22 protein-coding genes are annotated in these 24284 nt (G+C 67.7%); 10 read left to right on the top strand and 12 right to left on the bottom strand.

The genetic code is table 11. The features are described 5' to 3' along the window. Window positions 1–5 precede the first annotated feature (5 nt). From BKX93_RS15790 to BKX93_RS15800, 3 genes are read right to left on the bottom strand one after another with little or no spacing between them, the layout of a single operon-like run. The gene (locus BKX93_RS15790) at window positions 6–2411 is read right to left on the bottom strand and encodes an aldehyde dehydrogenase family protein (RefSeq protein WP_070980553.1); all 2406 of its coding nucleotides are present in this window, start codon (window positions 2409–2411) and stop codon (window positions 6–8) included. A gap of 1 nt (window position 2412) precedes the next feature. After that, entirely contained in the window at window positions 2413–3543 is a 1131-nt protein-coding gene (locus BKX93_RS15795) for a LuxE/PaaK family acyltransferase (protein ID WP_070980555.1), read from the bottom strand. A gap of 29 nt (window positions 3544–3572) precedes the next feature. Further along, entirely contained in the window at window positions 3573–4832 is a 1260-nt protein-coding gene (locus tag BKX93_RS15800) for an MFS transporter (protein ID WP_070980557.1), read from the bottom strand. 311 nt (window positions 4833–5143) lie between these two features. Between BKX93_RS15800 and BKX93_RS15805 the strand changes: the two genes are divergently transcribed. The 3 genes from BKX93_RS15805 to BKX93_RS15815 are packed head-to-tail and all read left to right on the top strand — an operon-like array spanning window position 5144 to window position 6737. Next, window positions 5144–5908: a CDP-diacylglycerol diphosphatase gene (locus BKX93_RS15805; protein ID WP_070980559.1), complete on the top strand. Its 765-nt coding sequence runs from the start codon at window positions 5144–5146 to the stop codon at window positions 5906–5908. Further along, complete coding sequence (locus BKX93_RS15810; RefSeq protein WP_046157892.1) at window positions 5905–6348, top strand: NUDIX hydrolase; 444 nt, start codon at window positions 5905–5907, stop codon at window positions 6346–6348. Before BKX93_RS15805 ends, BKX93_RS15810 begins: the two co-directional genes overlap by 4 nt. Beyond that, a complete protein-coding gene (locus BKX93_RS15815; RefSeq protein WP_046157893.1) occupies window positions 6345–6737 on the top strand; it encodes a VOC family protein in 393 nt (130 codons plus the stop codon). The genes BKX93_RS15810 and BKX93_RS15815 overlap by 4 nt, the downstream gene beginning before the upstream one ends. Window positions 6738–7086: 349 nt before the next feature. Here the strand turns inward: BKX93_RS15815 and BKX93_RS15820 are convergent, their stop codons facing one another. Further along, entirely contained in the window at window positions 7087–7878 is a 792-nt protein-coding gene (locus BKX93_RS15820; protein ID WP_070980561.1) for a tRNA threonylcarbamoyladenosine dehydratase, read from the bottom strand. Between the two features lie 280 nt (window positions 7879–8158). Between BKX93_RS15820 and BKX93_RS15825 the strand changes: the two genes are divergently transcribed. Next, on the top strand, window positions 8159–8383 hold the full coding sequence (locus BKX93_RS15825; RefSeq protein WP_021475044.1) for a hypothetical protein: 225 nt from the start codon (window positions 8159–8161) through the stop codon (window positions 8381–8383). Between the two features lie 127 nt (window positions 8384–8510). On the opposite strand, the gene BKX93_RS15830 is transcribed toward BKX93_RS15825, so the two are convergent. After that, on the bottom strand, window positions 8511–8846 hold the full coding sequence (locus BKX93_RS15830; RefSeq protein ID WP_070980562.1) for a darcynin family protein: 336 nt from the start codon (window positions 8844–8846) through the stop codon (window positions 8511–8513). Window positions 8847–8950: 104 nt separating this feature from the next. Between BKX93_RS15830 and BKX93_RS15835 the strand changes: the two genes are divergently transcribed. From BKX93_RS15835 to BKX93_RS15860, 6 genes are all read left to right on the top strand, one after another. Beyond that, entirely contained in the window at window positions 8951–9556 is a 606-nt protein-coding gene (locus tag BKX93_RS15835; RefSeq protein WP_070980564.1) for a TetR/AcrR family transcriptional regulator, read from the top strand. 12 nt (window positions 9557–9568) lie between these two features. Further along, complete coding sequence (gene ltaE / locus BKX93_RS15840; RefSeq protein WP_070980566.1) at window positions 9569–10597, top strand: low-specificity L-threonine aldolase; 1029 nt, start codon at window positions 9569–9571, stop codon at window positions 10595–10597. A 100-nt stretch (window positions 10598–10697) separates the two neighbouring features. Continuing rightward, the gene (locus tag BKX93_RS15845) at window positions 10698–11414 is read left to right on the top strand and encodes a substrate-binding periplasmic protein (RefSeq protein ID WP_046157898.1); all 717 of its coding nucleotides are present in this window, start codon (window positions 10698–10700) and stop codon (window positions 11412–11414) included. A 69-nt stretch (window positions 11415–11483) separates the two neighbouring features. After that, window positions 11484–12248 (top strand): alpha/beta hydrolase, encoded by a 765-nt coding sequence (locus BKX93_RS15850; RefSeq protein ID WP_046157899.1) that lies wholly within the window; start codon window positions 11484–11486, stop codon window positions 12246–12248. Between the two features lie 73 nt (window positions 12249–12321). Then, window positions 12322–14355, top strand: coding sequence for a prolyl oligopeptidase family serine peptidase (locus BKX93_RS15855; RefSeq protein WP_046168301.1), 2034 nt, complete (start codon window positions 12322–12324; stop codon window positions 14353–14355). A 184-nt stretch (window positions 14356–14539) separates the two neighbouring features. Further along, a complete protein-coding gene (locus tag BKX93_RS15860; protein WP_235429495.1) occupies window positions 14540–16555 on the top strand; it encodes a M13 family metallopeptidase in 2016 nt (671 codons plus the stop codon). Between the two features lie 57 nt (window positions 16556–16612). Here BKX93_RS15860 and BKX93_RS15865 read toward each other — a convergent pair whose 3' ends face one another. From BKX93_RS15865 to BKX93_RS15895, 7 genes are all read right to left on the bottom strand, one after another. After that, window positions 16613–17938 carry a CsgG/HfaB family protein gene (locus BKX93_RS15865; RefSeq protein WP_070980568.1) on the bottom strand — a complete coding sequence of 442 codons (1326 nt, stop codon included), beginning with the start codon at window positions 17936–17938 and terminating at the stop codon, window positions 16613–16615. A gap of 25 nt (window positions 17939–17963) precedes the next feature. Then, window positions 17964–18605 (bottom strand): hypothetical protein, encoded by a 642-nt coding sequence (locus tag BKX93_RS15870; RefSeq protein ID WP_046157933.1) that lies wholly within the window; start codon window positions 18603–18605, stop codon window positions 17964–17966. 43 nt (window positions 18606–18648) lie between these two features. Further along, window positions 18649–19710 (bottom strand): hypothetical protein, encoded by a 1062-nt coding sequence (locus BKX93_RS15875; protein WP_222103262.1) that lies wholly within the window; start codon window positions 19708–19710, stop codon window positions 18649–18651. Continuing rightward, window positions 19707–20873, bottom strand: coding sequence for an acetate and sugar kinases/Hsc70/actin family protein (locus tag BKX93_RS15880; protein WP_046157903.1), 1167 nt, complete (start codon window positions 20871–20873; stop codon window positions 19707–19709). Before BKX93_RS15880 ends, BKX93_RS15875 begins: the two co-directional genes overlap by 4 nt. Before the next feature lie 219 nt (window positions 20874–21092). Then, a complete protein-coding gene (locus BKX93_RS15885; protein WP_021475056.1) occupies window positions 21093–21623 on the bottom strand; it encodes a YfaZ family outer membrane protein in 531 nt (176 codons plus the stop codon). 67 nt (window positions 21624–21690) lie between these two features. Then, the gene (locus tag BKX93_RS15890; RefSeq protein ID WP_046167233.1) at window positions 21691–22320 is read right to left on the bottom strand and encodes a YceH family protein; all 630 of its coding nucleotides are present in this window, start codon (window positions 22318–22320) and stop codon (window positions 21691–21693) included. Window positions 22321–22386: 66 nt separating this feature from the next. Next, a complete protein-coding gene (locus tag BKX93_RS15895; protein ID WP_070980569.1) occupies window positions 22387–23919 on the bottom strand; it encodes a glycine betaine uptake BCCT transporter in 1533 nt (510 codons plus the stop codon). Between the last annotated feature and the right edge of the window lie 365 nt (window positions 23920–24284).

A 24284-nucleotide genomic window follows, 5' to 3' on the forward strand; every position in this document is an offset into this window, starting at 1 on the left:
GGGTTTCATCGTCTAAGGTCCAGCACCAGCGGGGTTTTCCCGCTGTGCGGGTGGCGGCGGAATTCGGCGGCAGGGGTGGCGGCCACGTCCAGCTGCAGCAAGCCGCCGCCGACCACTTCGTTCAGCATCGGTTCTTCCAGCAGCCGGGCGCGTACCGCCCATGGATCGCCGTCGGCCAGCAGCCGGATGCGGTCGCCGCCGCTGTCGGCGTTGTCGACCAGCCACTGCATCGGCAGACCGATCTTTTCGGTCAGGGCGGCCGGGTTGACGAAGATGGTGCCGACCCGCAGCAGCGCGCCGTGGCGGCCGGTCAGGCGGAAGCGCGGCGCAGCCAGGCCGCAGGGGCAGCCGCCGTCCAGCCACTGGCCCAGGTCGCCCAGGTCGTAGCGCTCCACCCGCTGCGCCTCGCGCTCGCGGGAGGTGAACACCAGGCGGCCGGATGCGCCGGCAGCGGCGGGCTGGTCGCTGTCGGTATCCAGTACTTCCAGCCACTGGGTTTCGGCCAGCAGGTGGAACTCGCCGTCGGCGCAGTGCGGGCAGGCGTGTCCCAGCGGGCCGGCGTCCACCGAGCCGTACATCGCCGAGCGGATCAGCTCCACGCCGAAGCTGCCGATGTAGGCGCGCTGGCCGTCGCTGATGTGCTCGCCGCCGCAGAACACCTTGCGCACGCCGCCGTAGCGGCGCAGCAGCTTGTTCTCGCATTCGAACAGCCGGTGCAGCGTGCCCGGCATGCCGATCAGGGTGTTGATCTTCTGCTCGACGATGAAGTGGGCGATCTCGCTGAAGTCGTCGTCGGACGGGCCGCCCATCGGATACTGGGCGACGCCCATGTGGTCGAGGATGGTGAAGAAGCTGAGCATGCCGCCGTACAGCTTGCCGCCGTACAGCAGATTCATCGCGCGGTCGGCGGCCGGGTCAAGGCCGGCGGCCAGCAGGCCGTCGGCGGCGGCGCGCATCTGGCGGTGGTAGTCGCGGTAGCTGAAGCCGGCCAGCTTGGGCGCGCCGCTGCTGCCGCCGCTGCGGAAGAACAGCTGCGCCTTGCCGTTGGCGCCCTGACTCTGGAAGGCGTCCTTGTCCATCACCGGCAGCGCGGCCAGGCCCTCGGGCTCGGCCGGCGGCGCGTCCAGGTGGGCGTGGCCGGGCAGCGCGGCGGCGTCCAGGCTCACCGACACCCGGCGCGACAGCCGCTGCAGCGCGTAGACGCCGTCGTGCGGCTCGCCGTGGTAGCCGTCGTGCATGCGGCCGGCCGGCGCGACGCGGCTGACGCCGGCGGCCAACAGCGCGCGGCTCAGTTCCGGCAGCCGGACGGCGGGCGCGATCAGGCCGCAGCTTTGCAGATGGGTGCGCCAGGGGCGCAGGATGCGGGCCAGCGCCGCGCGGGGAGCCGGCCTCAGCTCCACGGTGCGGAACAGCGGCGACGGCGCCAGCTCCTGATCCATGTTCCAGGCCAGCCGCCAGCCCTGGCCGGACAGCACCTGGCCCTGGTCGTCGGCGAAGGCCTGGTCCAGCTTGTGGAAGGCCATCCGGGCGCTGATCTCGGCCGCTTCCTGCAGGTCCGGCGTCAGCGCCGGCCACAGCGGCGCGCGGCGGGCGAGCGCGGCGGCCAGCCGGCGCGCCATGTCGTGGATCGCTGACGGATCGTCGCTGTCCACCAGCAGCGCCTGCGGGCTGGAGCAGGCTTGCTGGTCGAAGCGGCAGATATCGTCGGCCAGCGCGTCCAGCGCCTCGTCCGCGGCGGCGGCGGGGTCGAGATAGGCGAAGCTGACGCGATGGCCCCAGTCTATCCAGCGGCAGCCGGCCGGCAGCTGCGCGCGGATCGCGGACAAGGCGGCGTCGCCGCCCCAGGCCGACACGCCGTCGGCGTCGGCCATCAGCCGCGAGAGCGCCTCGCTCGGCGCCGGCAGCACGGCGACGCGGGCGGCCAGCCGGCCGCTGGCGTCGTGGCGCAGCAGCTCGGCCAGCAGCCGGGCGCTGAGACCCTGGTCGCTGGAGCTGGGGCGCAGCCAGTTGACGTTGCCGGCCAGCAGGCCTTCCAGCGCCGCCATGAAGGGCAGCAGCGCGGCGTTGGACGGCGTCACGTGCAGCACCAGGCCCAGCGGCCGCCAGGCCTCGAAGCGCGCTTCCCGGTAGTCGGGGCGGCGCAGCGAGAACGGCCGCTCGCCCAGCTCGCGCTCCAGCTTGGCCTGCAGCGCCTCGCGGCGGCAGAAGGCGGCCAGTTGCGCGCGGCCGGCCTCGTCCAGCAGCGGGTGGCGCTCGGCGCGGGCCAGCGCGTCGGCGAAGCGCTCGGCGCAGGACAGCACGGCGTTCACGTCCGGTTCCGCGGCCAGCGCGTCGGGCAGGCTGCCGCGCAACGCGGCCAATGCGGCGTCGAGCTCGATGTCGGCGCGCAATTCTCCATCAATCAGATACATGTCAGGACTCCTTGATCAGTTCGGACGCGGCCATCGCGCAGCTGCGGCTCTTGCTGGTGCCGGCGCGGCCCAAGAGTTCGAACCAGTCGGTGGCCAGGCCGCAGCCGCAGCTTTCGGCCGGATGCAGCACGGCGAGATCGCTCAGCAGCATGCTGTGCGCCGGGCTGGAGGTGATGTAAGGCGAAACCAGGTGCAGGAAGCCGGCCTCGCCGTAGGGCAGCCGCGCCAGCGTCGCGGTGTCGCGCGCCCAGGCGCGGGCCCAGCTGGGCACGTGGAAGCGGTGATTCGGGCACTCGACGTAGGGCACCGGGTGCTCGACCGAGCCGTAGCCGTCGCGGCAGCGCTCGTCCGGCAGGCCCAGCTGCTCGCCCAGCCGGCGGTAGAGCTCGGCCTTCGATATCGCCTTGTCGGCATGGGTTTTCCAGCCGCCGCCGAGGAATACCAGCGATTCCGGGTGCAGGGAAAGCGGCGGCAGGCCCATGTCGCGCATCCGCTCCAGCGTGAACCACAGGAAGGCGGGAAAGCCGAGGATGCGTACCGGCAATCCTTCGGCGGCGAATTCCTGCAGCGCGCGCATCGCGCCGAAGGGATCGAACTCATTGCCCTTGCCGTTGTGGCGCAACGTGTAGACGGCGCGGTTCACCGGCGCGTACTTGCACAGGAATTGGTCGGTGTAAGCGGTGCCCAAGGTGATGGCGCCGGCCGGCTCGTAGCTGAGCAGCAGGTAGTTGCACGGCTGCTCCGGGGTGTTCCAGCCGTAGTGGTCGAAGATGCGGTCCACCATGCGCTGGGCGGCGCCGATGCTGCGTTCGTCGTAGCGCATCCGGCTTTTCTGGCCGGTGGTGCCGGAGGAGGTCAGCTCCAACGCGTCCTCGCCGGTCTTGCTCAGCAGCAGCTTGCGCTTGAAGTAGTTGGCGAAGATGGGCGGCAGCTGCGACCAGTCGGACAGGCCGGCCAGCCGTTCCGGGGTGAAGCCGTTCTGCTCCAGCCAGCGGCGGTAGCCGGGGCTGTGCTCGCAGTGATAGTCGACCAGTTCGCGCATCGCGGCGTCGAACAGGCGGTCGCATTCGGCGTCGGCGCGGTAGGGTTGTTCCAGCGCGCACAGCGCCTCGACATGGGAAAGCGTGGTCATGGCGGTTCCAGTGATGAAGAAAGCGGGCGTCAGGCGGCGATGGGTTGGGGCTGCGGGCGGCGCAGCAGCAGCCACAAGGGCGGCAAGGCCAGCAGCGAGGCCAGGCTGACCCCGGCGGCGAAGCGGGCCGGGCTGTCGCCGGCGTCCAGCAGCGCCAGGACGGCGCTGCCGCCGCCCAGCATCGCGGTGGACAGCATGCCCAGCATCGCGGCGACGCTGCCCTTGGCGTTGTCGCTGCTATACAGCGTCAGCCGGTACAGCGTGGCGTTGCCCAGGCCCAGGCCGAAGGCGTAGACCGCCAGGCAGGCGACCAGCGCCGGCAGCGACGGCGATAGCGGCACGGCGAGGCCGGTCAGCAGCAGGCCGCCGGCCATCGGCCACAGCGCCAGCCGCAGCAGGCGGGACAACTCCATCCGGCCGGCCAGCCGGTTCAGCAGCAGGTTGCCGGCGATCACCGCGCCGAACACCGGCAATTGCCACAGGCCATATTCCAGGCCGCTGTAGCCGAGATGGCGGATCAGCAGCAGCGGCGACAGGCCGATCCAGGCGATCAGCGGCATGGTCAACAGGCCCAGCGCCAGACTGCCGCAGACGAAGTCGCGGTGCTTCAGCAGCGCCAGGTAATTGGCCAGCGCCACGCCCAGGCGCAGCGGCACCGGCTGCTGCGCCGGACCGTCGCGCCGCGGCGCGCCCAGCGTTTCCGGCATCCAGCGCCACAGGCCCAGCGCCACCAGCGCGGTGGCCGCGGCAAGCGCGGCGAACAGCTGGCGCCAGGACAGGACTTCCAGCAGCAGGCTGCCCAGCAGCGGGCCGGCCAGCGGCGACAGCAGCGCGATATTGGCCAGCAGCGCCATCAGCCGCACCGCGTCGCGCTCGGCGAAGGTTTCTTGCAGCGCCGGGTAGCTGACCACCACGATGAAGCCCAGCGCGATGCCCTGAACGAAGCGCAGCAGGTTGAACCAGACGATGTGCTGGCTGCCGGAGGCGGCCAGGCAGGCGAGCGCGAAGATCAGCGTGCCGGCCAGCAGCGTCGGGCGGCGGCCGAAGCGGTCGGACAGCGGGCCGATCAGCCACTGGAAGGCGATGCCGCCCAGCAGGAAGGCGTTCAGCGCGGTAGGCACGTGGCGGCTGTCGGCGGAGAGATCGGCGGTGACGCGCAGCATGGCCGGCATCACCATGTCGCTGGCCAGGTAGGTCAGCAGTTCGAAGGCGGTGAGCAATAGGCAGAACAGCAGCGCCTGGCGGCGGGAAATGTTGTGAAGCAGCGGACGGAATGATTCTTCTGGCATGATTGTTGCAGTTTTCGCAGAATGTCTATGTATGGCTGGGCGCCGAGTTTGTTCGGCATGGAGGGCGCACAGAGTAGGTCAAGTAATCAGATGGAATCCCTGTCCTTTGGGATGGCTTTTTTGTTTTGTGCCGATTTTTGGTGTTTTTGGGAAATATCAGGTCGCTAATTTGTATTTAATTGGAATCAATTTTGTTGTTTTGGCAACGCTATTGGCATGAGTTTTTGCTCCAATCCGGATTCGGATAGGATGCGGCGATGGACGGCGGCGGCTGCCGCTGCCGCGCTTGATCCCCCACCCATGGAGTCGCAATGAAAAAAAGAAGAATCCTGGCCGGCGTTGGCCTGGCCGGCCTGCTGGCCGCGGGCGCGTCTTTCTACGCGCTGGCGGACAGCGACGCTCTGTGGCGCATCGTCGGCGAGCAGTGCGTGCCGGCCCAGCAGGCGCAGGGCCAGCCCGGCCCCTGCGCCGAAGTGGCGCTGCAGCGGGGCGTGGCGGTGCTGAAAGACCGCAACGGGCCGCTGCAATACCTGTTGATTCCCACCGACAAGGTGAGCGGCATCGAAAGCCCGCAGCTGCTGGGCGACGGCGCGCCCGGTTATTGGCGCTCGGCCTGGCAGGCGAGGCGCTATCTGGACGCCCGGCGCGGGCAGCCGCTGCCCAAGCTGGCGTTGTCCCTGACCGTCAATTCCCAGTACGGCCGCAGCCAGAACCAGCTGCACATCCACATCTCCTGCACCGATTCCGTCGTGCGCCAGCAGATCGACGATCTGGCCGACGGCCTGGGCTACCGCTGGCGGCAGCTGCCGGTGGAGCTGAAGGGGCACGCGTACTGGGCGCGGCGGGTGGACGCCGACCAGAACGGCGACCCCAGGGAAGATCCCTTCCGGCTGCTGGCCAACGAGCTGCCGGGCGCGCGCGCCGAGATGGGCCGCTATGGCATGGCGATGCTGCCGGCGCGCTTCGGCGACGGTGAAGGCTTCGTGCTGCTGGCCACCCGCGCCGATCTGTTCGAAATCAACCGCGGCTCGGCCGAAGAGCTGCAGGACCACGCCTGCCGGATTTTGCAGCCGTGAGCGCCAACAAGGCTTGCCCGTTGCTGCTGCGAAGCGACGGCGCGCTGCTCTGGTTCCGCCATCCGTCGGCGGGCTGCCAATTGGTCAAGGGCACGGTGGAGCCGGGCGAAACGGCGGCGAAGGCGGCGCTGCGCGAACTGGCCGAGGAGGCGGGCATCGGCGATGCCCGCCTCGCGTTCGACCTGGGCGAGTGGTCGTCGGGCTACCAGGCGCAGATCTGGTCGTTCCAGCTTTGTGTCGCGGAATCCGCCTTGCCGGAAGCCTGGAGCCATTTCTGCATGGACGACGGCGGCCTGCTGCTGGAATTTTTCTGGCATCCGCTTGAGCGCGAGGCGCCGGAAGGCAGCCACCCGCTGTATCATCGCGCCCTGGCCGAAGCGCGGCGCAGGCTGGCGGATGTCCCGCCGGCGGCGGCGCTCGGCGGCGGAGAGAGAGCATGAAGCAGAGTTTGGCGCTGGTGTCGCTGGTGGTGGCCGACTACGACGAGGCCATTGATTTCTTTGTCGGCAAGCTGGGTTTCGAGCTGACCGAGGACAGTTACCAGGCCGAGCAGGACAAGCGCTGGGTGGTGGTGACGCCGCCGGGCTCGGCGGCCGGCCTGCTGCTGGCCCGGGCCAGCGACGATGTCCAGCGCGCGGCCATCGGCAACCAGGCGGGCGGCAGGGTGTGGCTGTTCCTGAATACCGATGATTTCTGGCGCGATTACGAGCGCTACCGCGCGGCGGGCGTCGAGTTCACCCGCCCGCCGATGGAGCAGGACTACGGCACGGTGGCGGTGTTCCGCGACCTGTGCGGCAATCAGTGGGATCTGATTCAGCGCAGCAACTGAGGTGGGCTTGCTTGACTAGTTATGCCCCAATTACAGGCGTTGGCTCATTTGGCCTAGGCTGATGTGTCCGCTGCGCGGACGATGTTTCAGGTGGCGGTTCCGCCCGCCAAACGGGCCAGGGGCTGTGCGGCCAGCCCCTTAGCGATCCCAGGCCGCCCCTGCAGTCCGCGAAACCCCGGCAAAAAAGCATCTGGCCAGGCGCCGTCGAAACTAGCCGCGCGCTAGCGTCGCGCGGCGTCGAACATATCGGCGGCTTAAAACCTGGCCAGACGTTTTTTGCCGGCGCGTACTGAAGGGGAAAATGGGCGCGTTGCTAGCGGTCCGCGCGGAATGGAAGACTAACAAACCGCTATGCGGGCTTGGCTGATTTCTTGACCTTCGCCAGTTCCGTCAGCACCCGCGACGCGGCGAACAGGCCGAAGCTGGCCGTCACCACCATGCCGGCGCCGAAGCCGGCGCAGGACAAGCCCTGTGGTCCGCGCGCGTCTCCCGCGTCGCAGGCCTGGGCCTGCGGGTAGACCAGTTGCTCGGTGGAGTAGACGCAGGGCACGCCCATCTTCTTGCCGTCGCGGGCGAAGCCGTGGTGGCGGCGCAGGTTGTAGCGCAGCTTGGACAGCAGCGGGTCCTGCGTCACCTCGGACAGGTCGGCCAGTTTGATCTTGCTCGGGTCCATCTGGCCGCCGGCGCCGCCGGAGACGATGAAGCGCTGGCGTTTCCTGGCGCACCAGGCGGCCATCGCCGTCTTTACTTTCAGGCTGTCGATGCAGTCGACGATGTAGTCGTAGCCGCGGCCCAGCATCTCGTCCATATTCTCTTCGGTGACGAAGTCTTCTATCTCCGTCACCTCGCAGGCCGGGTTGATGGCCTTGACCCGCTCGGCCAGCGCCGTCACCTTGGCCATGCCGTACAGCGGGTCCAGCGCCGGCAACTGGCGGTTGGTGTTGGATTCGGCGACGTTGTCCAGGTCGATCAGCGTCAGGCGGCCGATCGCGCTGCGCGCCAACGCTTCCACCACCCAGGAGCCGACGCCGCCTACGCCCACCACGCAGACGTGGGCGCGGCCGAAGAGCGCGAGCGCGTCGTCGCCGTACAGGCGGGCAATGCCGCCGAAGCGGCGGTCGAGATCGGCGGAGTGGTCCATCGGGATAACCTGTTGCGCAAAAACGGCCAAGGATAACCAAGCCGAGGGCGGGGTGCCAGTCCGGGCGCGGCCTGGCGGCGGCGGCGGGGTTCCGGGTGTGGCGTTTCTGGCTCCGCGTGAAGATTTTTTTACAATCCAACTGCTTGATAGATTGGAACCTTTTTCTGGTTGCCCTATCTTCTTCTATACGCGCCGGTTTTGCCGGCCGCGTTCCGAGACCGGCACGAATTGCCGTCGGCAGGTCCTCTGCCGGTCGACTCTCAGTTCTAGGGAGAATCCGATGAAGCAGCAAAGGTTCGACATCGATCTGGATAAGCATTACAACGCCACCGTGGTCATCGCCTGCGAGGAGTGCGGGCGAGAAACCCGCCAACATCTGAAGGCCTTGTTACCCGACCATGCGCTGCGCTGCAGTTGCGGCGCCGACATCACGATGGCCACGCCGGACATCCAGAAGGCGGAGCGTCAAGCCGACGCGATCCGACAATCGTACCGAATCCACTGAACCGCCTAGACTGACAATCCGTTGAATGCAAGACGCCGGCCTTCCGCGCCGGCCTTATCAGGCCAAGCCTGAATCTCCGATGCATGTCCGATGACGGCGGCCCCAGCGGCCGCCGTCGGCATTCGGCCTATTGCGCCAGCTGGGCGTCGTAGTCGCGGAAGCCATCCTCCACCGCCGGAATGATGTCGACGAACTCGAAATAAGGTTCTGTCATCAGCGGGCTGTCGCGCAGCGCGTCGATCAGGTAATAGAAGGCCTGCACCGATTCGGTCTCGAACATCGCCACGTCGCTGCAGCGGGCGGTGAAGGCTTCGGCGTCGAACCAGCGCATGCGCACCTCGGGATAGCGGGCGTAGATCGGCTTCAGGGTATCGTCCTCGAAGCGGCGGCGCTCCGGCCGGCTCAGCCGCAGCCAGTTGGGGTGGACGCGCATCAGCGCGAAGAAAGCCAGGGTCTTGGACATGGCGATATTCCCGTGTGGATGGAAAGAGAGGGCGGGCCGGCTCCGCGCCAGCCGCTAATGTAAGCGCGCTTGCGACGCCGGAAAACTCGTGTTTAGCTAAGCCCATGACCGCCATTCCGCAGCCGCGCAAACAGCCGCGCCAGGCCCGTTCCCGCCACGCCGTCGCCGCCATTCTGGAGGCGGCGGCTCGCATTCTGGCCGGCGACGGCTACGCCGCGTTCAACACCAACCGCGTCGCCGAGCTGTCCGGCGTCGGCATCGGCTCGCTGTACCAGTACTTCCCCAACAAGCAGGCCGTGCTGGCCGCGCTGCACCGCCGGCATGGCGAGGAGACGCTGGCGGCGCTGGACGACGCGCTGGCGCGCAGCGCCGGCCGGCCGCCGCGGGAGCAACTGGCGGCGATGGTGGCCGCAGCGCTGGAGCTGCACCGGCGCGAGTTGGGCCTGCACCGGGTGCTGGAGCGAGAATGGCCGATCTACGACGAGCCGCCGGCCAGCAATCCCATCGACGCCGCGCTCCATGCGCGGATCGCGGCCTGGCTGGCCGAAGCCGGCGGCGATCCCGCCCGGGCCGCGCTGCTGCTGCGGATGGCCGACAGCCTGGTGCACGGCCTGCTGCTGGACGCCGATCCGCAGGCCGAGGCGCTGGAGCAAGCGATTACCGACGCGCTGGCGGGCTATCTGGCCCTGCCGGCATATCACCACACTTGAGGAGAAGCGCAGATGCAGTGGATAGACTTTCGCAGCGATACCGTCACCCACCCGACGCCGGCGATGCGCCGCGCGATGGCCGAGGCCGAGGTCGGCGACGACGTCTACGGCGACGACCCCACCGTGCTGAGGCTGGAGGAGCTGGCCGCCGACAAGCTGGGCAAGGAGGCGGCGCTGTTCGTCCCCAGCGGCACCTTCGGCAACCAGCTGGCGTTGTTCACCCACTGTCGCCGCGGCGACGAGGTGATCGTCGAGGACAACAGCCATATCGTCTGGCACGAGGCCGGCGCGGCGGCGGTGATCGCCGGCGCCCACATGCGCACGATAGAAGGCGACAACGGCCTGATGGCGGTGGACGCGATCGAGCGCCGCATCCGCGTCGGCGACGACATCCACGAGCCGCGCACCGGCCTGATCTGCCTGGAGAACGCCCACGGCAATGGCCGCGTGCTGCCGCTGTCGGCGATGGCCGACACCGCGGCGCTGGCGCGCGAGCACGGCGTGCCGGTCCACCTGGACGGCGCGCGGGTGTTCAACGCCGCCGCCCATCTGGGTTGCGACGCGCGCGAGATCACCCGCCACGTCGACAGCGTGATGGCCTGTCTGTCCAAGGGCCTGGCCGCGCCGATCGGCTCCATTCTGGCCGGCTCCGCCGACTTCATCGCCCAGGCGCGCCGCAAGCGCAAGCTGCTGGGCGGCGGCATGCGCCAGGCCGGCGTGATCGCCGCGCCCGGCATCCTGGCGCTGAGCGAAATGGCGGCGCGGCTGGACGAAGACCACCAGAATGCCCGTTACCTGGCCGAGGGCCTGGCCAAGCTGCCGTGCGTGGACATCGATCCGGCCGACGTCCACATCAACCTGGTGTGGTTCCGCTTCAACGCCGACATCGACGCCGCCGAGCTGATGTCGGCGTTGAAGCAGGCCGGTTTCCTGGCCAACCCGCCGCATCAGGGCGCGATGCGGCTGGTCACCCACTGGCAGGTGGGGCGCGCCGACATCGACCGGCTGCTGGACGTGATGCAGCGCGTGCTCAGCGACTGAACGTCTGCCGGCCGCTTCCCGGGCGCGGGGCTCGCAAAAGGATCGAGAACCGGCCCGGGGGCCTATAACCAGTAGATGGGAACCGATGGGAGCAGGCCGGATGCGGCTACGCTTGCAGCTCGGCGCGCTGCTGGCGGCCATTCTCCTGTTCCCGATGCCGGGACGGGCCGATGGCCTGGCGCAGGTGCGCATCTACACCGACGACGATCCGCCCTACGTGATGGTGGGCCCGGGCGGACAAGTGATGGGCGGCACCACGGTGGAGAAGGTGACGCGGGTGATGCGCAAGCTGGGCCTGCCGTTCAGCGCGCTGCAGGCGGCGCCGTGGGCCCGCGCCTACCAGGAGGCGAAGAGCCGGCCGTATGCGATGGTGTTTCCCATCGCCAGGACCCGGGAGCGGGAAAAATACCTGGACTTCACTTTCAAGATCATCGACACCGACATCTATTTTTACCGGCTGGCCGCGCGCAACGACATCCAGCCGCGCACGCTGGACGAGGCGCGCAAATACAGCATCTGCGTGGTGCTGAACGACTATCGCCACGAGTTTCTGGAGGAGCAGGGCTTCGCCAGGCTGGAGGTGTCGCCGGACTCCACGCTCAATGTCAGGAAGCTGGCGGCCGGCCGTTGCGACCTGTTGCCGTCCACCGAGAGCGGGATCGCCGGCAAGCTGAAGGCGTTGGGTCTGGACCGCGCGCTGGTGGCGCGCGGCATCCGGCTGGACAAGCTGGACAGCGGCCTCTACGCCGCGTTCAACAAGGACACGCCGTCCGAGGTGATCGCCCGGTTCCGGGCCGCGGCAGCAGAGTTGCCCTGAGCGCCTGCCGGCTGGAAGGCGCTGGCGTGCCGCGCCAGACATCGTGAACCGCTGTCAAGGGAGAACGCCATGCGCACTCGACTGCTGCTGTGCTGCCTGCTGGCGCTGCCCGCCTGGGCCGAGCGGCTGGTGGAGATTCCCACCCGTCCCGGCGTCACGCTGCGTTTCCTGCTGCTGGAGCCGCCGGGGCCTGCGCGCGCCAACCTGATCCTGCTCGCCGGCGGCGAGGGCCTGCTCAAACTGTCGGCCGAGGGCGAGCTGGGCGCGGGCAAGGGGAATTTCCTGGTGCGCACCCGCCAAGGCTGGGCCGACATGGGTTTCCGAGTCGCGGTGGCGGACGCGCCATCCGACATGCCGCGGGGCCTGTTGGGCGATTTTCGCGAGAGCCCGGAGCACGCGGCCGACATCGCCGCGGTGTCCGGCTACCTGCGCCAGGGAGCGGCGCTGCCGGTATGGCTGGCCGGCACCAGCCGCGGCACCACCTCGGCGGCGGCGGCGGCGTTGAACCGGCCGGACGCGGCGGATGGCCTGCTGCTGACCTCCAGCATAGATAGCGGCCGCGGCAGCCTGGCCGGCCTGCCCCTGGAGCGGCTGGCCATCCCGGTGCTGATGATCCAGCACCGCCGCGATGAATGCCGCGCCAGCCGGCCCGGCAATCTGGGGCCGGTGGTGGACCGGCTGCGCGCCGACGCGCCGCGCGAGCTGATGCTGCTGGACGGCGGCAAGAACGAGGGCGATCCATGCCAGCCTTGGGCCTGGCACGGCTACAACGGCATCGAGGCGCGGGCGCTGGGCCTGGCCGGCGCGTGGATGCTGGCGCACGGCCGCCGTTGAGAGGACGCTATGGCGGTTGGGGCGCGCCGGTGCTACCCTCGCCGCCATCCTTGGATTTTCTATCGCCGACATCATGACGCCATCCCACGACCCCCACGCCTGGCTGGAAAGCCTGGATTCCGACCAAGCCGCCGACTGGGTGGCCGCGCAGAACGCCCGCACCGAGGGCGTGCTGGACGCCGATCCGCGCTTCGCTGGCCTGAAGGCGGACATCCTCGCCCACCTGCGCGACACGCGACAGATACCGTACTTCGCCGAGCACGCCGGCTGGCTGTACAACTTCCACCAGGACGAGGCGCATCCGCGCGGCCTCTACCGCAGAACCACCTTGGACGCCTACCGCGCCGGCAGCCAGGACTGGCAGGCGGTGCTTGACATCGACGCGCTGGCCGACGCCGATGAGCGCGACTGGTATCTGGACGGCGTGTCCCACTGCACGGTCCGGCCCGAGCGGGCGCTGGTGCATCTGACCGACGGCGGCGGCGACGCCACCGTGGCGCGCGAGTATGACGTCGAGGCGCGGCGCTGGGTCGAGAACGGCTTCAGCTTCCCGGAAGGCAAGAACCACATCGCCTGGCGCGATCCGGACAGCGCCTTCGTCTGCCCGGGCTGGAAGGGCGCGCCGCTGACCCGCTCCGGCTACCCGCGCGAAGTGTGGCTGGTGGCGCGCGGCGCGGACGGCCAGCACGGCTGGACCCAGCTGTTCGCCGCGCCGGAAGACGCGATGATGACCGCCGCCTGGCGCTTCCTCGACAGCGACGGCAGCGCCGTCGACCTGATCGAGGCCTCCGACGGCTTCTACCGCAAAACCTACCATCTGCTGGACGGCGGCCTGGAGGCGCACGCGCTGCCCTTGCCGCCCAAGGCCGAGATCGAGGCCTATATCGGCGGCGATTTCATCGTCAAGCTGGCCGAGGACTGGTCCTGGCGCGGCGAGACTTACGCCAGCGGCAGCCTGCTGGCGGTCGGCTTGTCCGGCCTGATCGGCGACGGCCCCGCGCCGCAGCTGTTGCAGGCGCCCGAGCCGCGGCTGGCTGTGGCGGCGGTGGAAACCACCCGCAGCCGGCTGCTGGTCAACCTGCTGGACAACGTCAAGAGCCGCATGCTGTGCTTCGCCAAGCAGGATGGCGCGTGGACGCCGCAGCCGCTGGACCTGCCGGCCGACGGCGTGATCGAGATCGCCGACCAGCCGTGGCAGAGCGATGTGTTCTACTACAGCTACAGCGATTTCCTGACCCCCAGCGGCCTGTACCGGCTGGACCTGGCCAGCGGCGAGCGCGAATGCCTGCGCCGCCAGCCGGAGGCTTTCGATCCCTCGCCCTATGTCGCCGAGCAATGGCAGGCGACGGCGCCTGACGGCGAGCAAATCCCGTACTTCGTGGTGCGGCGGCGCGACGCGCCGTTCGACGGCGCCACGCCGACGCTGCTGTACGGCTACGGCGGCTTCGAGGTGCCGATGCTGCCGTATTACATCGAGAACTTCGGCCCGCACTGGCTGGCCAGGGGCGGCGCCTTCGTGCTGGCCTGCATCCGCGGCGGCGGCGAGTTCGGCCCGCACTGGCACCAGGCGGCGCAGGGGCCGAAACGCCAGGTCAGCTTCGACGACTTCATCGCGGTGGCGGAAGACCTGATCCGCCGCAAGCTGACCTCGTCGGCCAAGCTGGCGATAGAGGGCGGCAGCAACGGCGGCCTGCTGGTGGGGGCGGCGATGGCGCAGCGGCCCGAGCTGTTCCAGGCAGTGGTGTGCGAAGTGCCGCTGCTGGACATGCTGCGCTACACCCAGCTCTTGGCCGGCGCCAGCTGGATAGACGAATACGGCGATCCGGACGACGAGGCCGAGCGCGCCGCGCTGGCCGCCTATTCGCCGTACCACAATCTGCGCGCCGACGCGCGCTACCCGCTGGCCTTGTTCACCACCAGCGCCAGCGACGACCGCGTCCATCCCGGCCATGCCCGCAAGATGGCGGCGCGGCTGCTGGAGCTGGGCCACGACGCGCTGTTCTACGAGACCGACGGCGGCGGCCACGCCGGCAACGCCGGCCAGGAGGACACCGCCGCAGAACTGGCGCGGGTGTTGGTGTATCTGTATCAGCGCTTGTGCGATTGAGGCCGACGATGTGGCAGCAAAGGGCGCGAGAGCGCCCTTTTTCATTGCGGCCTGCCTTTCCTGGCCGATTCCTTGAGTGATGATGTCGTTTGCATTTTGCCGATTGCCGCCGCGGGAAGCGCGGGCGTACCATCGCTCGAGGCCGGGCAGAGCCCGGCCGCTTCAGAACGATAAGAGGAAAACCATGCAAGGGAAGAAATTGCTGCCGCTGGCCATGCTGTTGTGCCTGCAGGCGGCCTGGGCCGGAGGGTTGGACTATGGCGCGTACGGCATAGATTTCCAGGGAATGGACCGCGCGGTGCGGCCGCAGGACAATATCGCGCTGCATGCCAACGGCGGCTGGATGAAGCGCGCGCGGATTCCGGCCGACCGCTCGTCGACCGGCGTATCCGAGTTGCTGTACGACCGCAATCAGCAGCGGGTGCGGGAATTGATCGAGCATGCCGATCCGGCGGCTTCGGTCGACTCGCGCAAGATCGCCGATCTCTATCGCAGCTTTCTCGATGAACAGACCATCGCCCGTCGCGGCCTGGCGCCGTTGAAGTCCAAGCTGGCCGCCATCGCCGCGCTGGACAGCGCCGACGCCGTCATCGCCTACATGGGCCGGCTGCAGGACCAGCCGGAAGACACGCCGTTCCGCTTCTACGTGGCGCAGGACAACAAGAACTCCGCGGCCTACCTGGCCGGCGTCGGCCAGTCCGGCCTGGCGATGGACCGCGACTATTATTTGCTCCAATCCGCTGATTTCGCCGCGGCGCGCAAGGCCTACCGCGCCTATCTGGCCAGGCTGCTGACGCTGGCCGGCGAAAAGGATGCCCTGCCGCGCGCCGCCGCGGTGCTGGAGCTGGAGACGCGGCTGGCCAAGGCGCAGTGGAGCAATGTCGACAACCGCGACGCGCAGAAGACCTACAACAAGACCGGCGCGGCCGAGTTGGCCAAGCGCCTGCCCGGCTACGACTGGCCGGCGTTGTTGAAGGACGCGCAACTGTCCGCCGCAGCCGATCTCAACCTGGATCAGCCCAGCTATCTGGAACAGCTGCCCGGCCTGTTGCGCGCGACGCCGCTGCCGGCGCTGCGCGACTACCTGACGCTGCGCCTGCTGGACGCCTACGCGCCTTATCTAGACAAGCCGTGGACGGCGGCGCGCTTCGCTTTCTATGGCAAGGCGCTGGATGGCCGCAGCGCCGACCGGCCGCGCTGGAAGAAGGCGGTGACGCTGGTGGACGAGGGCATGGGCGAGGCGGTGGGCAAGCTGTATGTGGCCAAGTACTTCACGCCGGAGGCCAAGCGCCAGGCCGACGAATTGGTGCGCAATCTGCTGGCGGCCTACGACCGCAGCGTGGACACGCTGGACTGGATGAGCGCGGAAACCAAGCGCGAGGCGCACCTGAAGCTGTCCAAATACACGCTGAAGATAGGCTATCCGGACAAGTGGCGCGATTACTCCAGCCTGGAGATCCGCCCGGACGACCTGATCGGCAACGCCGAGCGCGTCGCGGCGTTCAATTACCGCCGCCAGGCCAGGCATCTGGGGCAGCCGGTGGACCGGACCGAATGGGGCATGGCGCCGCAGACGGTCAACGCCTATTACAACCCGGCCAACAACGAGATCGTGTTCCCGGCCGCCATCCTGCAGGCGCCGTACTTTGACCCCGCCTTCGATCCGGCGGTCAACTACGGCAGCATCGGCGCCACCATCGGCCACGAGATCAGCCATGGTTTCGACGACCAGGGCCATCTGTTCGACGGCGACGGCAATATGCGAAACTGGTGGACGCCGGCCGACGAGGCGCACTTCAAGGAGGCGACCGCCAAATTGGTCAAGCAGTACGGCGGCTACGAGCCGGTGAAGGGGCACAAGGTCAACGGCGAGCTGACGCTGGGCGAGAACATCGCTGACAACGCCGGCCTGGAGATCGCCTACAAGGCGTACAAGATCGCGCTGGACGGCAAGGAAGCTCCGGCGCGCGACGGCCTCACCGGCGATCAGCGCTTCTTCATCGCCTTCGCCCAGTCCTGGCGCAGCAAGAGCCGCGACGCGGCCACGCTGCAGCAGATGGTGTCCGATCCGCACACGCCAGACCAGTGGCGCGCCTTCGGCACCGTCCGCAATCTGGAGCCGTTCTACCAGGCCTTCGGCGTCAAGCCGGGGGACAAGATGTATTTGCCGCCGGCGCAGCGCTTCCATTTGTGGTGGTAAAAAAAGCCGGGCTCCTTCGGGAGCCCGGCTGTGTGGAGCGCAGCGGGAAGGCGTCGTCTACCACTTGTCCTTGTCGGCGTCGAACATGCCGGCGGCCGGCCTGTGCTTCTTGGCCGGCGCCTTATTGCCGGCTGCCGGGGCGGAAGCCTCGGCTTTCGCCGGCGCGGCCGGCGCCAGTTCGCGCAACTGCAGGCCGCCTGGCGGTATCTGCTCCAGCGGCATCTTCACGTTTTCCAGATGGCCCTGGGACATCGTCGGCATCACCTTGTCGACTACCACTTCGCAGCAGTCGAATTCGGAGCGGCCCAGCGATTGTCCGGTCTGCGGATCCTTCACCTCCTGGCCCAGCGATACCAGCTTGTAACGCGCGCCCTCGCGGACGGACTGCCCGCCTTGGCTGAGAATCACGTTATTGCCGGTGCGCGAGGCGACGGAGATGGGAAAGGTGCGGACCAGGATGGCGCTGACGATGCGATCGACGATCTGGCCTTCCATGCCGCGGCGGGCGGCATCGGCGGAGCCATCGCCCAGCTTGCCGGCGTCGCCGGCGAGCATGTTCGACAGTTGCACTTGGCGGTTGGCCACGTTGATCACGCGCTGCGACAGATTCCAGCTGGCGCGCTTCTTGTCGTAGCCGAATGCGGTCAGATGGCCGGTCCAGATCAGGTCGGCGCTGAGCGCCTGGCTGATCTTGGAGCGCTCGGCGGAAGGCGTCTGGCCTGAGCTGATCATGTCCAGCTCCTGCTGCACATCGTCGCCCAGCTCGCGGTCCAGCACCGAGAAGCGGCCGGTGTTGGCCAGCGCGTCCAGCGTCTGCTGGTGTATCTCGCGGGCGACCTGTTCGGCCGGCACCGAGATGCCCGCCAGCTTGAAGGATTCGCGATCGATGTACACCGGACCGACCACGATCTTCAGCTTGCCGGCGGATGCCGGCTGGACGAATTTGGCGATCTTGGCTTCGATGCTCGCCTTGTAGCTCTTGTTCAGCAGGCCGGGCTCTTCCATCTTGACCAGCTTGAAGCCGGTCACCACGCCGCCGGATTCCTGGGCGACATATTCGGCGAACGCGTGCGCGCTGAGCTGATCGGCGTCCTTGCCGGCGGCGACGGACAGCGTGGCCTTGACCTGTTCGGAGGACATGTCGAAGGAGGCACCGTTGACCTGCTTGATCGCCAGTTTCAGCGCTTCCTCGACGGCTTCCGCCGGGCTGGCGCCGATGCCGGTTGCCGCGCTGTCCACCGATGTCAGCTTGCCGGCGTCAGGCTGGGCCTGGACCGGCGCGCTGGCATCCGCCTTGTGGGCGGTCGCCGCGTCTTCCTTGTGGGAGCAGGCCGCCAGGCCCAGGGCCAAGGCGGCGGCGCTCATCGCGTATCGCAATTTCATGTCGTTTCCTTGGCCGGGTCTGGGCTTAGAGCGCCTGGGTCGCATCCTTCGGAACCGGGATATCGTGGCTCTGGGCGAAGCTGACCGCCTGCTTCAGCGCCTCGTACAGGTTCTTGGAGTTGCCCGGCAGGCTGGTGACGATGTAGGCGCCGGAGGACAGCTTGGGCAGGTCCAGCGGGGAGGCGGATGCCAGCGCATCCTTGAAGCCGCTGAACTGGTTGGCCATCTTGGAGTACTTCAGCACGCCCTTGGCCAGCGAGCCCAGGCCTTCGGCATAGGCTTTCTTCGCCTCGGCGTCCAGCACCGTGCCGGTGTTCTTTTGCTGTTCGCTGATGGCCTTGGACACGGCGCTCTGGGCGGAGTCGGCCTTGCTCAGGCTGTCCTTGGTGGCGCCGGAGGTCAGGGCTTCGGCTTCGGCCTTGGCCAGCGCGGCGGCATCCTTGGCGCCCAGCGCGGTCGCCATTTGGGACTGGGCCATCAGCACTTGCTTGTTGGCGCCGGTGTAGGATTCGACCAGTTGTTTCTGCTGGCCGATCAGGTCGGCGCCGCTGCTGCTGTTGCCGGCGCCGCCGGTCAGGCTGGTCACGGCGTCGAACATGCCCGCCTGGGCGGTCACGGCGGTCAGGCTGAGGCCGGCAAGGGCGGCCACGATCAGGGTTTTGCGCATTTTCATCTCCGGATGCATTGTTGTTGGGTGAGTTTTTTCGGGTTTATTTGATGCCGGCGTTGGTCATCTGGCTCAGCAATTCGCGGGCGACGTCCTCGGCGGCTTTCTTCAGCGCGTTGACTTGCGCTTCTTCCTCGGTCGGACCAAGGCCGGCGGCTTGGATCGGACCGACTTCAGCCTTGGTTTCGGGGATGGAGTCGCTGGCGTCCAGCAGTTTGCCGGTGGCGGCTACCGATACGCGGAACATGCCGGTGGCGGGATCGGTGTCGGCCAGGCGCACGTCCAGCGTGCCATAGGCGATATAAGGCACCTTGGCGTTCTGCAGGCCGGCGGCCACGTTGCGCTCGGTCTGCGGCTGCAGGTCGTTGCCGGATTTGAAGTCGGCCTCCACGCTCTTGATCTTCAGCAGGCCCTTGGTGTACGGCTCCAGGTAGGCGGCATCCACCACCTTGAATCCGGCGCCGGCGAATACGCCGTTGAATACGCTTTTCAAGTAGTTGCTGGGGAAGATCGCGTAGGTTTTCTTGGTGGCCTTGCGGGTGGTGCTGCCGCCGGTTTCCACCGACTCGCGGTACTGAGCGCCGGAACGGCCGGCCTTGCCTTGCGCCTTCAGCTCCACCGCCTGGTACTCGCGGTCGTCGAAGCGCTGCGAGCTGTCGGTCTGACGGGAGACGAAGATGAAGGTCAGCTTGGATTTCTGGCCGCCGTTGGCTGCCTGGGCTGCGGCGGAGGATGCCTTGACCGCGTTGTTCAGTTGGGAAACGTTGAGCGTGGCGCGGATGGTGACGGTGAACTGGCCCATGTCGGGACGATCGTCCTCGTTCAGGATCGCGGTATCCAGGATGTACCGATCCGGGTCCGCCTTCACTTTTTCGCGGATGGCGTCGAGGTTCTGCGACTGCGAGTCGCCGGCCTCGGCATAGTACTTGTCGATGGCCTTCAACTGCGCCTGCAGCACGGCCTGGGCGCGGACTTCGGGCGTGACCTTCTTGCCGAACAGCGAGGGCTCGTATTTGACGGTCGCCTGGCCCTTGGCCGTGGCGGTCGCCGCCAACGCCTGGGCGCCGAACAGCATCAGGAATGCGATCAGGAGACTACGGATCATTTGCAGGCTTTCAGTAATTGCTGGGTGGATTGGATCTGTTTGTCGATGTCGGACGCGGAGGTGGACGATTTCAGCCAACCATTGCGGTTGCCGGCCAGATTGTCGGCCAGCTTGGCGAACAGGCCCTTGATGGCTTCGTGATAGGCGGGGAAGTCGTCTATGGTGTCTTGCGACGCCGGCACCAGCTTGATCTCGCCGTTCTTGAAGTCGGCGTCCAGATAGTTCTTGCCGGATACCGGCTCCTGGATGTTGACGTGGGCGTAGGCGCCGTAGATATAGCTGGTGCCGGCGGCCACTTCTCCGCTGGTGATGCGGCGGAGCTTAGGGATGTCCAGGGTGATGGCGTAGTCGGCCTCCGGCAGCTTGAGCATGAACACGTCGCCCTCGGATACGCGCATGGACAGCGTGTTGCCGATGGCGTAGCCCTTGGTGTAAGGCAGCAGCGGCACGCCGGTCTTGCTGGAGAGGTTTTCCGCGAACAGATCCGCGGCCCAGGTTTCCGCGGTGCCCGGCGTGCGCGTCAGCTCGGGGGGCAATGCCTTGCGGGCGTCGTCGCCGATGCGGACCTTGGCGACTTGCAGGAAGCGCGGAACCTGATCGGGCACGGCGGCCTCATGCATGATGTCGGCGAAGCGCTGCAGAATGCCGGGCTTGTCCTGTTCGCCGTAGTAGAGCGCGGCGAAGCGATCGTGCATTTCCCGCTCGCTGGGGTAGTGGTCGATCAGGTCCAAGTAGGCGAAGCTGAGCGGATAGGCGCGCAGCACGGTCATGTTCTTGAAATCGAAGAACATCGCCTGGGCGCGTACCTGGGTCATCAGTTTGGCGACATTGCCGAAGCGTTCGGCGGAAACGGTCTCGCCGGTAATCAGCAGCGTGGCGACGATGGCCTGGTCCTGCCCCTTCAGCGAAGTCAGGCCCTGCTGGTTCAGGTCGAAATGCAGCGGCTTGTCGGCGGCCAGCTTGGCCGCTAGCTGTTTGTTCAGCGGGTTGCCGCGCGCGGCCAGCGTCTTTTCCAGCTTCAGGCTGTAGGGAAAGCGGGCGGGAATGGACTTGCTGTCGCCGGAATAGGATAGGCCGGCGAACGTCACTGTGGCGGCATGGGAGGCCGTTGCGGCCAGCAATAGGCCAATGGCCAGCCATAAGGAGCGTAGCGTGGATTTCAAGAAAGCATTCCTTTCGTAATCCATACCATATCTGTATGGATTTTTAGACGTATGCCATATGTGAGGCGGCATAGTATACGTTAGGAATAATCTTTTTTGAATATTGTAAACAGTTTGCTGCGGGAAAAGGGGTTGATCGCGCTCAAGAAGGCGTGGATTCGGCGGGCGTGTGGAAGAGAAAACGGCTCCCTGGGGAGCCGTGAGGAGGACGGGCGAGGATTAGAAGCTCAGTCCCGCGCCCAGGTAGGCGCCGTCGGCCAGCGTGCGGCTGCGGCTGTCGTTGTCGCGGCGGATGTCGAAGTAGCGGTAGCCGGCTTCCACGCTGAGCGGGCCGACCACGTTCCAGCGCACGCCGGCGGCGTAATCGCTGACGCGGTCGACGCTGCCGCTGGCGAAGCTGCTCGGCGCGTAGTAGGCCTGACCGAACAGCTTGACCTTGGGCGCGAGGTCGAAACTGGCGCGGCCGCCGACCAGCGCGGCGGTGGCGGAGCCGCTGTCCGGCGACAGCGCCATCAGCTTGCCGCCGCCGGCCACGGTCAGCGGGCCCAGCGGCAGCGCGAACTCCAGGCCGGCGCCGCCGGCGCTGCCCTTGTGGTCGTCGCGCAGGTAGTCGAGATTGAGGCCGATGCCGAAACCGTCCGGCGTGCGGGTGAGTTGCTGGGTGCCGTTGCCGGCGCCGAACATGTAGTCGGCGGCGTGGGCGCCGCCGGCCAGCCCGGCCAGCGCCAGGGCGATTGCGAAATGCTTCATGCGGTCCATTCCTGTTGGTTCAAACGACAACAGGTAGTGACCAATTGCTAAAAAACAAGTTCAGCCGTCAATTGCTCAGGCGCTGCTCCAGCGCCAGCAGCATGGTTTTCAGCGCCGCCACTTCGGCTTCCAGCGCCGCCACCCGGCCGGTCAGGCCCACGTCTATCACTTCGCAGGCTGGGGCCGGGACGATCTGCGGCTCGCCGGACAGCAGGTGGCACCAGCGCGCCTCGCGCTCGCCCGGCTGGCGCTCCAGCTTCATCGCCAGCGGCGGGTACTTGTCGGCCAGCGCGTTCAGCGCGGTTTCCACCTCGTCCACGCCGGAGAAGCTGTAGATGCGGCCGGCGCGGGCGCGGATCTCGGCGCCGGTCTGCGGGCCGCGCAGCGTCAGCAGGCATAGCGCGGCCAGCCGCGCGCCGTCTATGTTCCACTCGTAGTTGAGGCGGTGCTCGTACTTGGCCACCCGGCTGCCGGCCGGCAGCCGCTCGGCCACCAGCTTCTTGGCGATCAGCGCGTCCAGCGCGGCGCTGGCGTCGGCCTCGGACAGCTGCATCACCGGCTCGCGGCTGGTCAGCTGGTTGCAGGCGCCGACCAGCGCGTTCAGCGTCAGCGGATAGGCGTCGGGCGTCAGCGCCTGCTTTTCCAGCAGCGCGCCCAGCACGCGCACCTCCATCGGGTCGAGTTGATGCGTGTCCATACATCCTCCATGGCGAGACAATACTGTCATGATCGCATCAAATCCGCCGGCCGTCCCGCGGCCTGGTCAATCCTGCTGGCGTTTTCCCAGCGCTTCCAGCTGGCGCAGGCGACGGATCTCGCGCAGGCGGCTGTTGTGCTCCTCCTCGTCCAGCGCGCGGTACAGCGACACCGCCATGCCTATCATGATCAGCATGAAGGGCAGCGCGCTGACGATCAGCACCGCCTGCAGCGCCTTCAGGCCGCCGCTTTGCAGCAGCACCAGCGCGATGGCGGCCAAGAGCACGCCCCAGATCAGCTTGACGCGGTGGCTGGGGTTCAGGTCGCCACCGCTGGTGAACATGCCCAGCACGAAGGTGGCGGAATCGGCCGAGGTGACGAAGAAGATGATCACCAGCGTCATCGCCAGCAGCGACAGGACGCGGCCGCCGGGCAGTTGCTCGAACATCACGTACAGCGCGGTGGAGACGTCGGTCTTGACCGCGGACACCAGGTCGGCGCCGCCGAACAGCTGCAGGTCCAGCGCGGTGCCGCCGAAGGCGGAGAACCAGACGAAGCTGGCCAGCGACGGCACCAGGAGTACGCCGACGATGAATTCGCGCACGGTGCGGCCGCGCGAGACGCGGGCGATGAACATGCCGACGAAGGGCGCCCAGGTCACCCACCAGGCCCAGTAGAACAGCGTCCAGTTGGCCATCCAGGTACCCTGGGTGAACGGGCTCATCCGCAGGCTGGTGCTGGTCAGGTTGCCCAGGTAGTCGCCCAGCGTGGTGGTGAAGGTGTCGAAGATGAAACCGGTGGGCCCCAGGACCACCACCGCCAGGAACAGCAGCGCCGCCAGCAGGATGTTGAGGTTGGACAGCCACTTGATGCCGCGCGACAGGCCGGTCAGCGACGACAGCAGGAACAGCGCGGTGGCGATGGCGACGATGGCCACGGTCAGGGTGGCGGACGGCGTCAGGCCGAACAGCATCTCCAGGCCGCTTTCGATCTGCAGCGTGCCGAAGCCCAGCGTGGTGGCGACGCCGAACACGGTGGCCAGCACCGCCATCACGTCGATGGCGGTGCCGACCGGGCCGTCGACGCGGTCGCCCAAGAGCGGGCGGAAGGCGGCGCTGATCAGGCCCTTCTGGCCGCGGTTGAACTTGAAGTAGGCCAGCGCCAGCGCGGTCAGGCTGTACACCGCCCATGGGTGCAGGCCCCAGTGGAAGAAGGCGTGGCGCATCGCCAGCCGCGCGGCCTCGGCCGATTCCGGCGCGGTGGACGCGCTTGCCGGCGTGGCGAAGTGGGACAGCGGCTCGGCCACGCCCCAGAACACCAGACCGATGCCCATGCCGGCGGAAAACAGCATGGAAAACCAGCTCAGGCGGGAGAACTCTGGCTCGTCGTCCTCCTTGCCCAGGCGGATATGGCCGAAACGGCCGAAGGCCAGGTAGAGCGCGAACAGCAGGAAGCCGAACACCGACAGCAGGTAGAACCAGCCGAAGCGGGAAATGGTGAAGCTCAGCCACTCGGATGCGGTGGCGGTCATGTGCGCGGGGGCGGCGGCGCCCCAGAGCGCGAACAATACGGCGAACAACAACGACAGGCGTAGGACCATCGGTACTCCTTGCATGGCGGCGCGCGTCCCCGCGCGGGGCGCGCGGCCGTGATGGATGGCGAGGCGCGGCCAGGGCCGCGGGCGAAACCGGCGATGGCCGGCGCGAAAGCCTTGTCCGGGCCAGAGCCCGCTGCGAGGCTCTGCCGCCAGCGGCCGTTGTCTGCCGGGCGCTGGCGGAGCGGGCCAGCATGGATGGATAAGGGCGCGCGGGATGGGGCGGGCGCTTTCTGTCCGATGCCGGCGGGGCTGTTTGAATATATGAATAAAATCAATGAATTGCTTTTTAGATTATCATTATTAGCATTTTCTTGTAAACATCTGTTGCGAGATCTGATGCAAACGGGCTGGGTCGGCGGCTTCGCTTG

Source organism: Chromobacterium vaccinii (genome assembly GCF_001855275.1).
Taxonomy (GTDB): Bacteria; Pseudomonadota; Gammaproteobacteria; order Burkholderiales; family Chromobacteriaceae; genus Chromobacterium; species Chromobacterium vaccinii.

Excerpts from the sequence above, each read along its gene's own strand:
- BKX93_RS15850 (WP_046157899.1), top strand. The coding sequence starts at position 11,484 with ATGCGCACTCGACTGCTGCTGTGCTGCCTGCTGGCGCTGCCCGCCTGG.
- BKX93_RS15830 (WP_070980562.1), bottom strand. The coding sequence starts at position 8,846 with ATGTCCAAGACCCTGGCTTTCTTCGCGCTGATGCGCGTCCACCCCAAC.
- BKX93_RS15815 (WP_046157893.1), top strand. The coding sequence starts at position 6,345 with ATGAAGCAGAGTTTGGCGCTGGTGTCGCTGGTGGTGGCCGACTACGAC.
- BKX93_RS15825 (WP_021475044.1), top strand. The coding sequence starts at position 8,159 with ATGAAGCAGCAAAGGTTCGACATCGATCTGGATAAGCATTACAACGCC.
- BKX93_RS15875 (WP_222103262.1), bottom strand. The coding sequence starts at position 19,710 with ATGATCCGTAGTCTCCTGATCGCATTCCTGATGCTGTTCGGCGCCCAG.
- BKX93_RS15820 (WP_070980561.1), bottom strand. The coding sequence starts at position 7,878 with ATGGACCACTCCGCCGATCTCGACCGCCGCTTCGGCGGCATTGCCCGC.
- BKX93_RS15890 (WP_046167233.1), bottom strand. The coding sequence starts at position 22,320 with ATGGACACGCATCAACTCGACCCGATGGAGGTGCGCGTGCTGGGCGCG.
- BKX93_RS15835 (WP_070980564.1), top strand. The coding sequence starts at position 8,951 with ATGACCGCCATTCCGCAGCCGCGCAAACAGCCGCGCCAGGCCCGTTCC.
- BKX93_RS15845 (WP_046157898.1), top strand. The coding sequence starts at position 10,698 with ATGCGGCTACGCTTGCAGCTCGGCGCGCTGCTGGCGGCCATTCTCCTG.
- BKX93_RS15870 (WP_046157933.1), bottom strand. The coding sequence starts at position 18,605 with ATGCGCAAAACCCTGATCGTGGCCGCCCTTGCCGGCCTCAGCCTGACC.
- BKX93_RS15860 (WP_235429495.1), top strand. The coding sequence starts at position 14,540 with ATGCAAGGGAAGAAATTGCTGCCGCTGGCCATGCTGTTGTGCCTGCAG.
- BKX93_RS15800 (WP_070980557.1), bottom strand. The coding sequence starts at position 4,832 with ATGCCAGAAGAATCATTCCGTCCGCTGCTTCACAACATTTCCCGCCGC.
- BKX93_RS15795 (WP_070980555.1), bottom strand. The coding sequence starts at position 3,543 with ATGACCACGCTTTCCCATGTCGAGGCGCTGTGCGCGCTGGAACAACCC.
- ltaE (WP_070980566.1), top strand. The coding sequence starts at position 9,569 with ATGCAGTGGATAGACTTTCGCAGCGATACCGTCACCCACCCGACGCCG.
- BKX93_RS15790 (WP_070980553.1), bottom strand. The coding sequence starts at position 2,411 with ATGTATCTGATTGATGGAGAATTGCGCGCCGACATCGAGCTCGACGCC.
- BKX93_RS15885 (WP_021475056.1), bottom strand. The coding sequence starts at position 21,623 with ATGAAGCATTTCGCAATCGCCCTGGCGCTGGCCGGGCTGGCCGGCGGC.
- BKX93_RS15895 (WP_070980569.1), bottom strand. The coding sequence starts at position 23,919 with ATGGTCCTACGCCTGTCGTTGTTGTTCGCCGTATTGTTCGCGCTCTGG.
- BKX93_RS15855 (WP_046168301.1), top strand. The coding sequence starts at position 12,322 with ATGACGCCATCCCACGACCCCCACGCCTGGCTGGAAAGCCTGGATTCC.
- BKX93_RS15805 (WP_070980559.1), top strand. The coding sequence starts at position 5,144 with ATGAAAAAAAGAAGAATCCTGGCCGGCGTTGGCCTGGCCGGCCTGCTG.
- BKX93_RS15865 (WP_070980568.1), bottom strand. The coding sequence starts at position 17,938 with ATGAAATTGCGATACGCGATGAGCGCCGCCGCCTTGGCCCTGGGCCTG.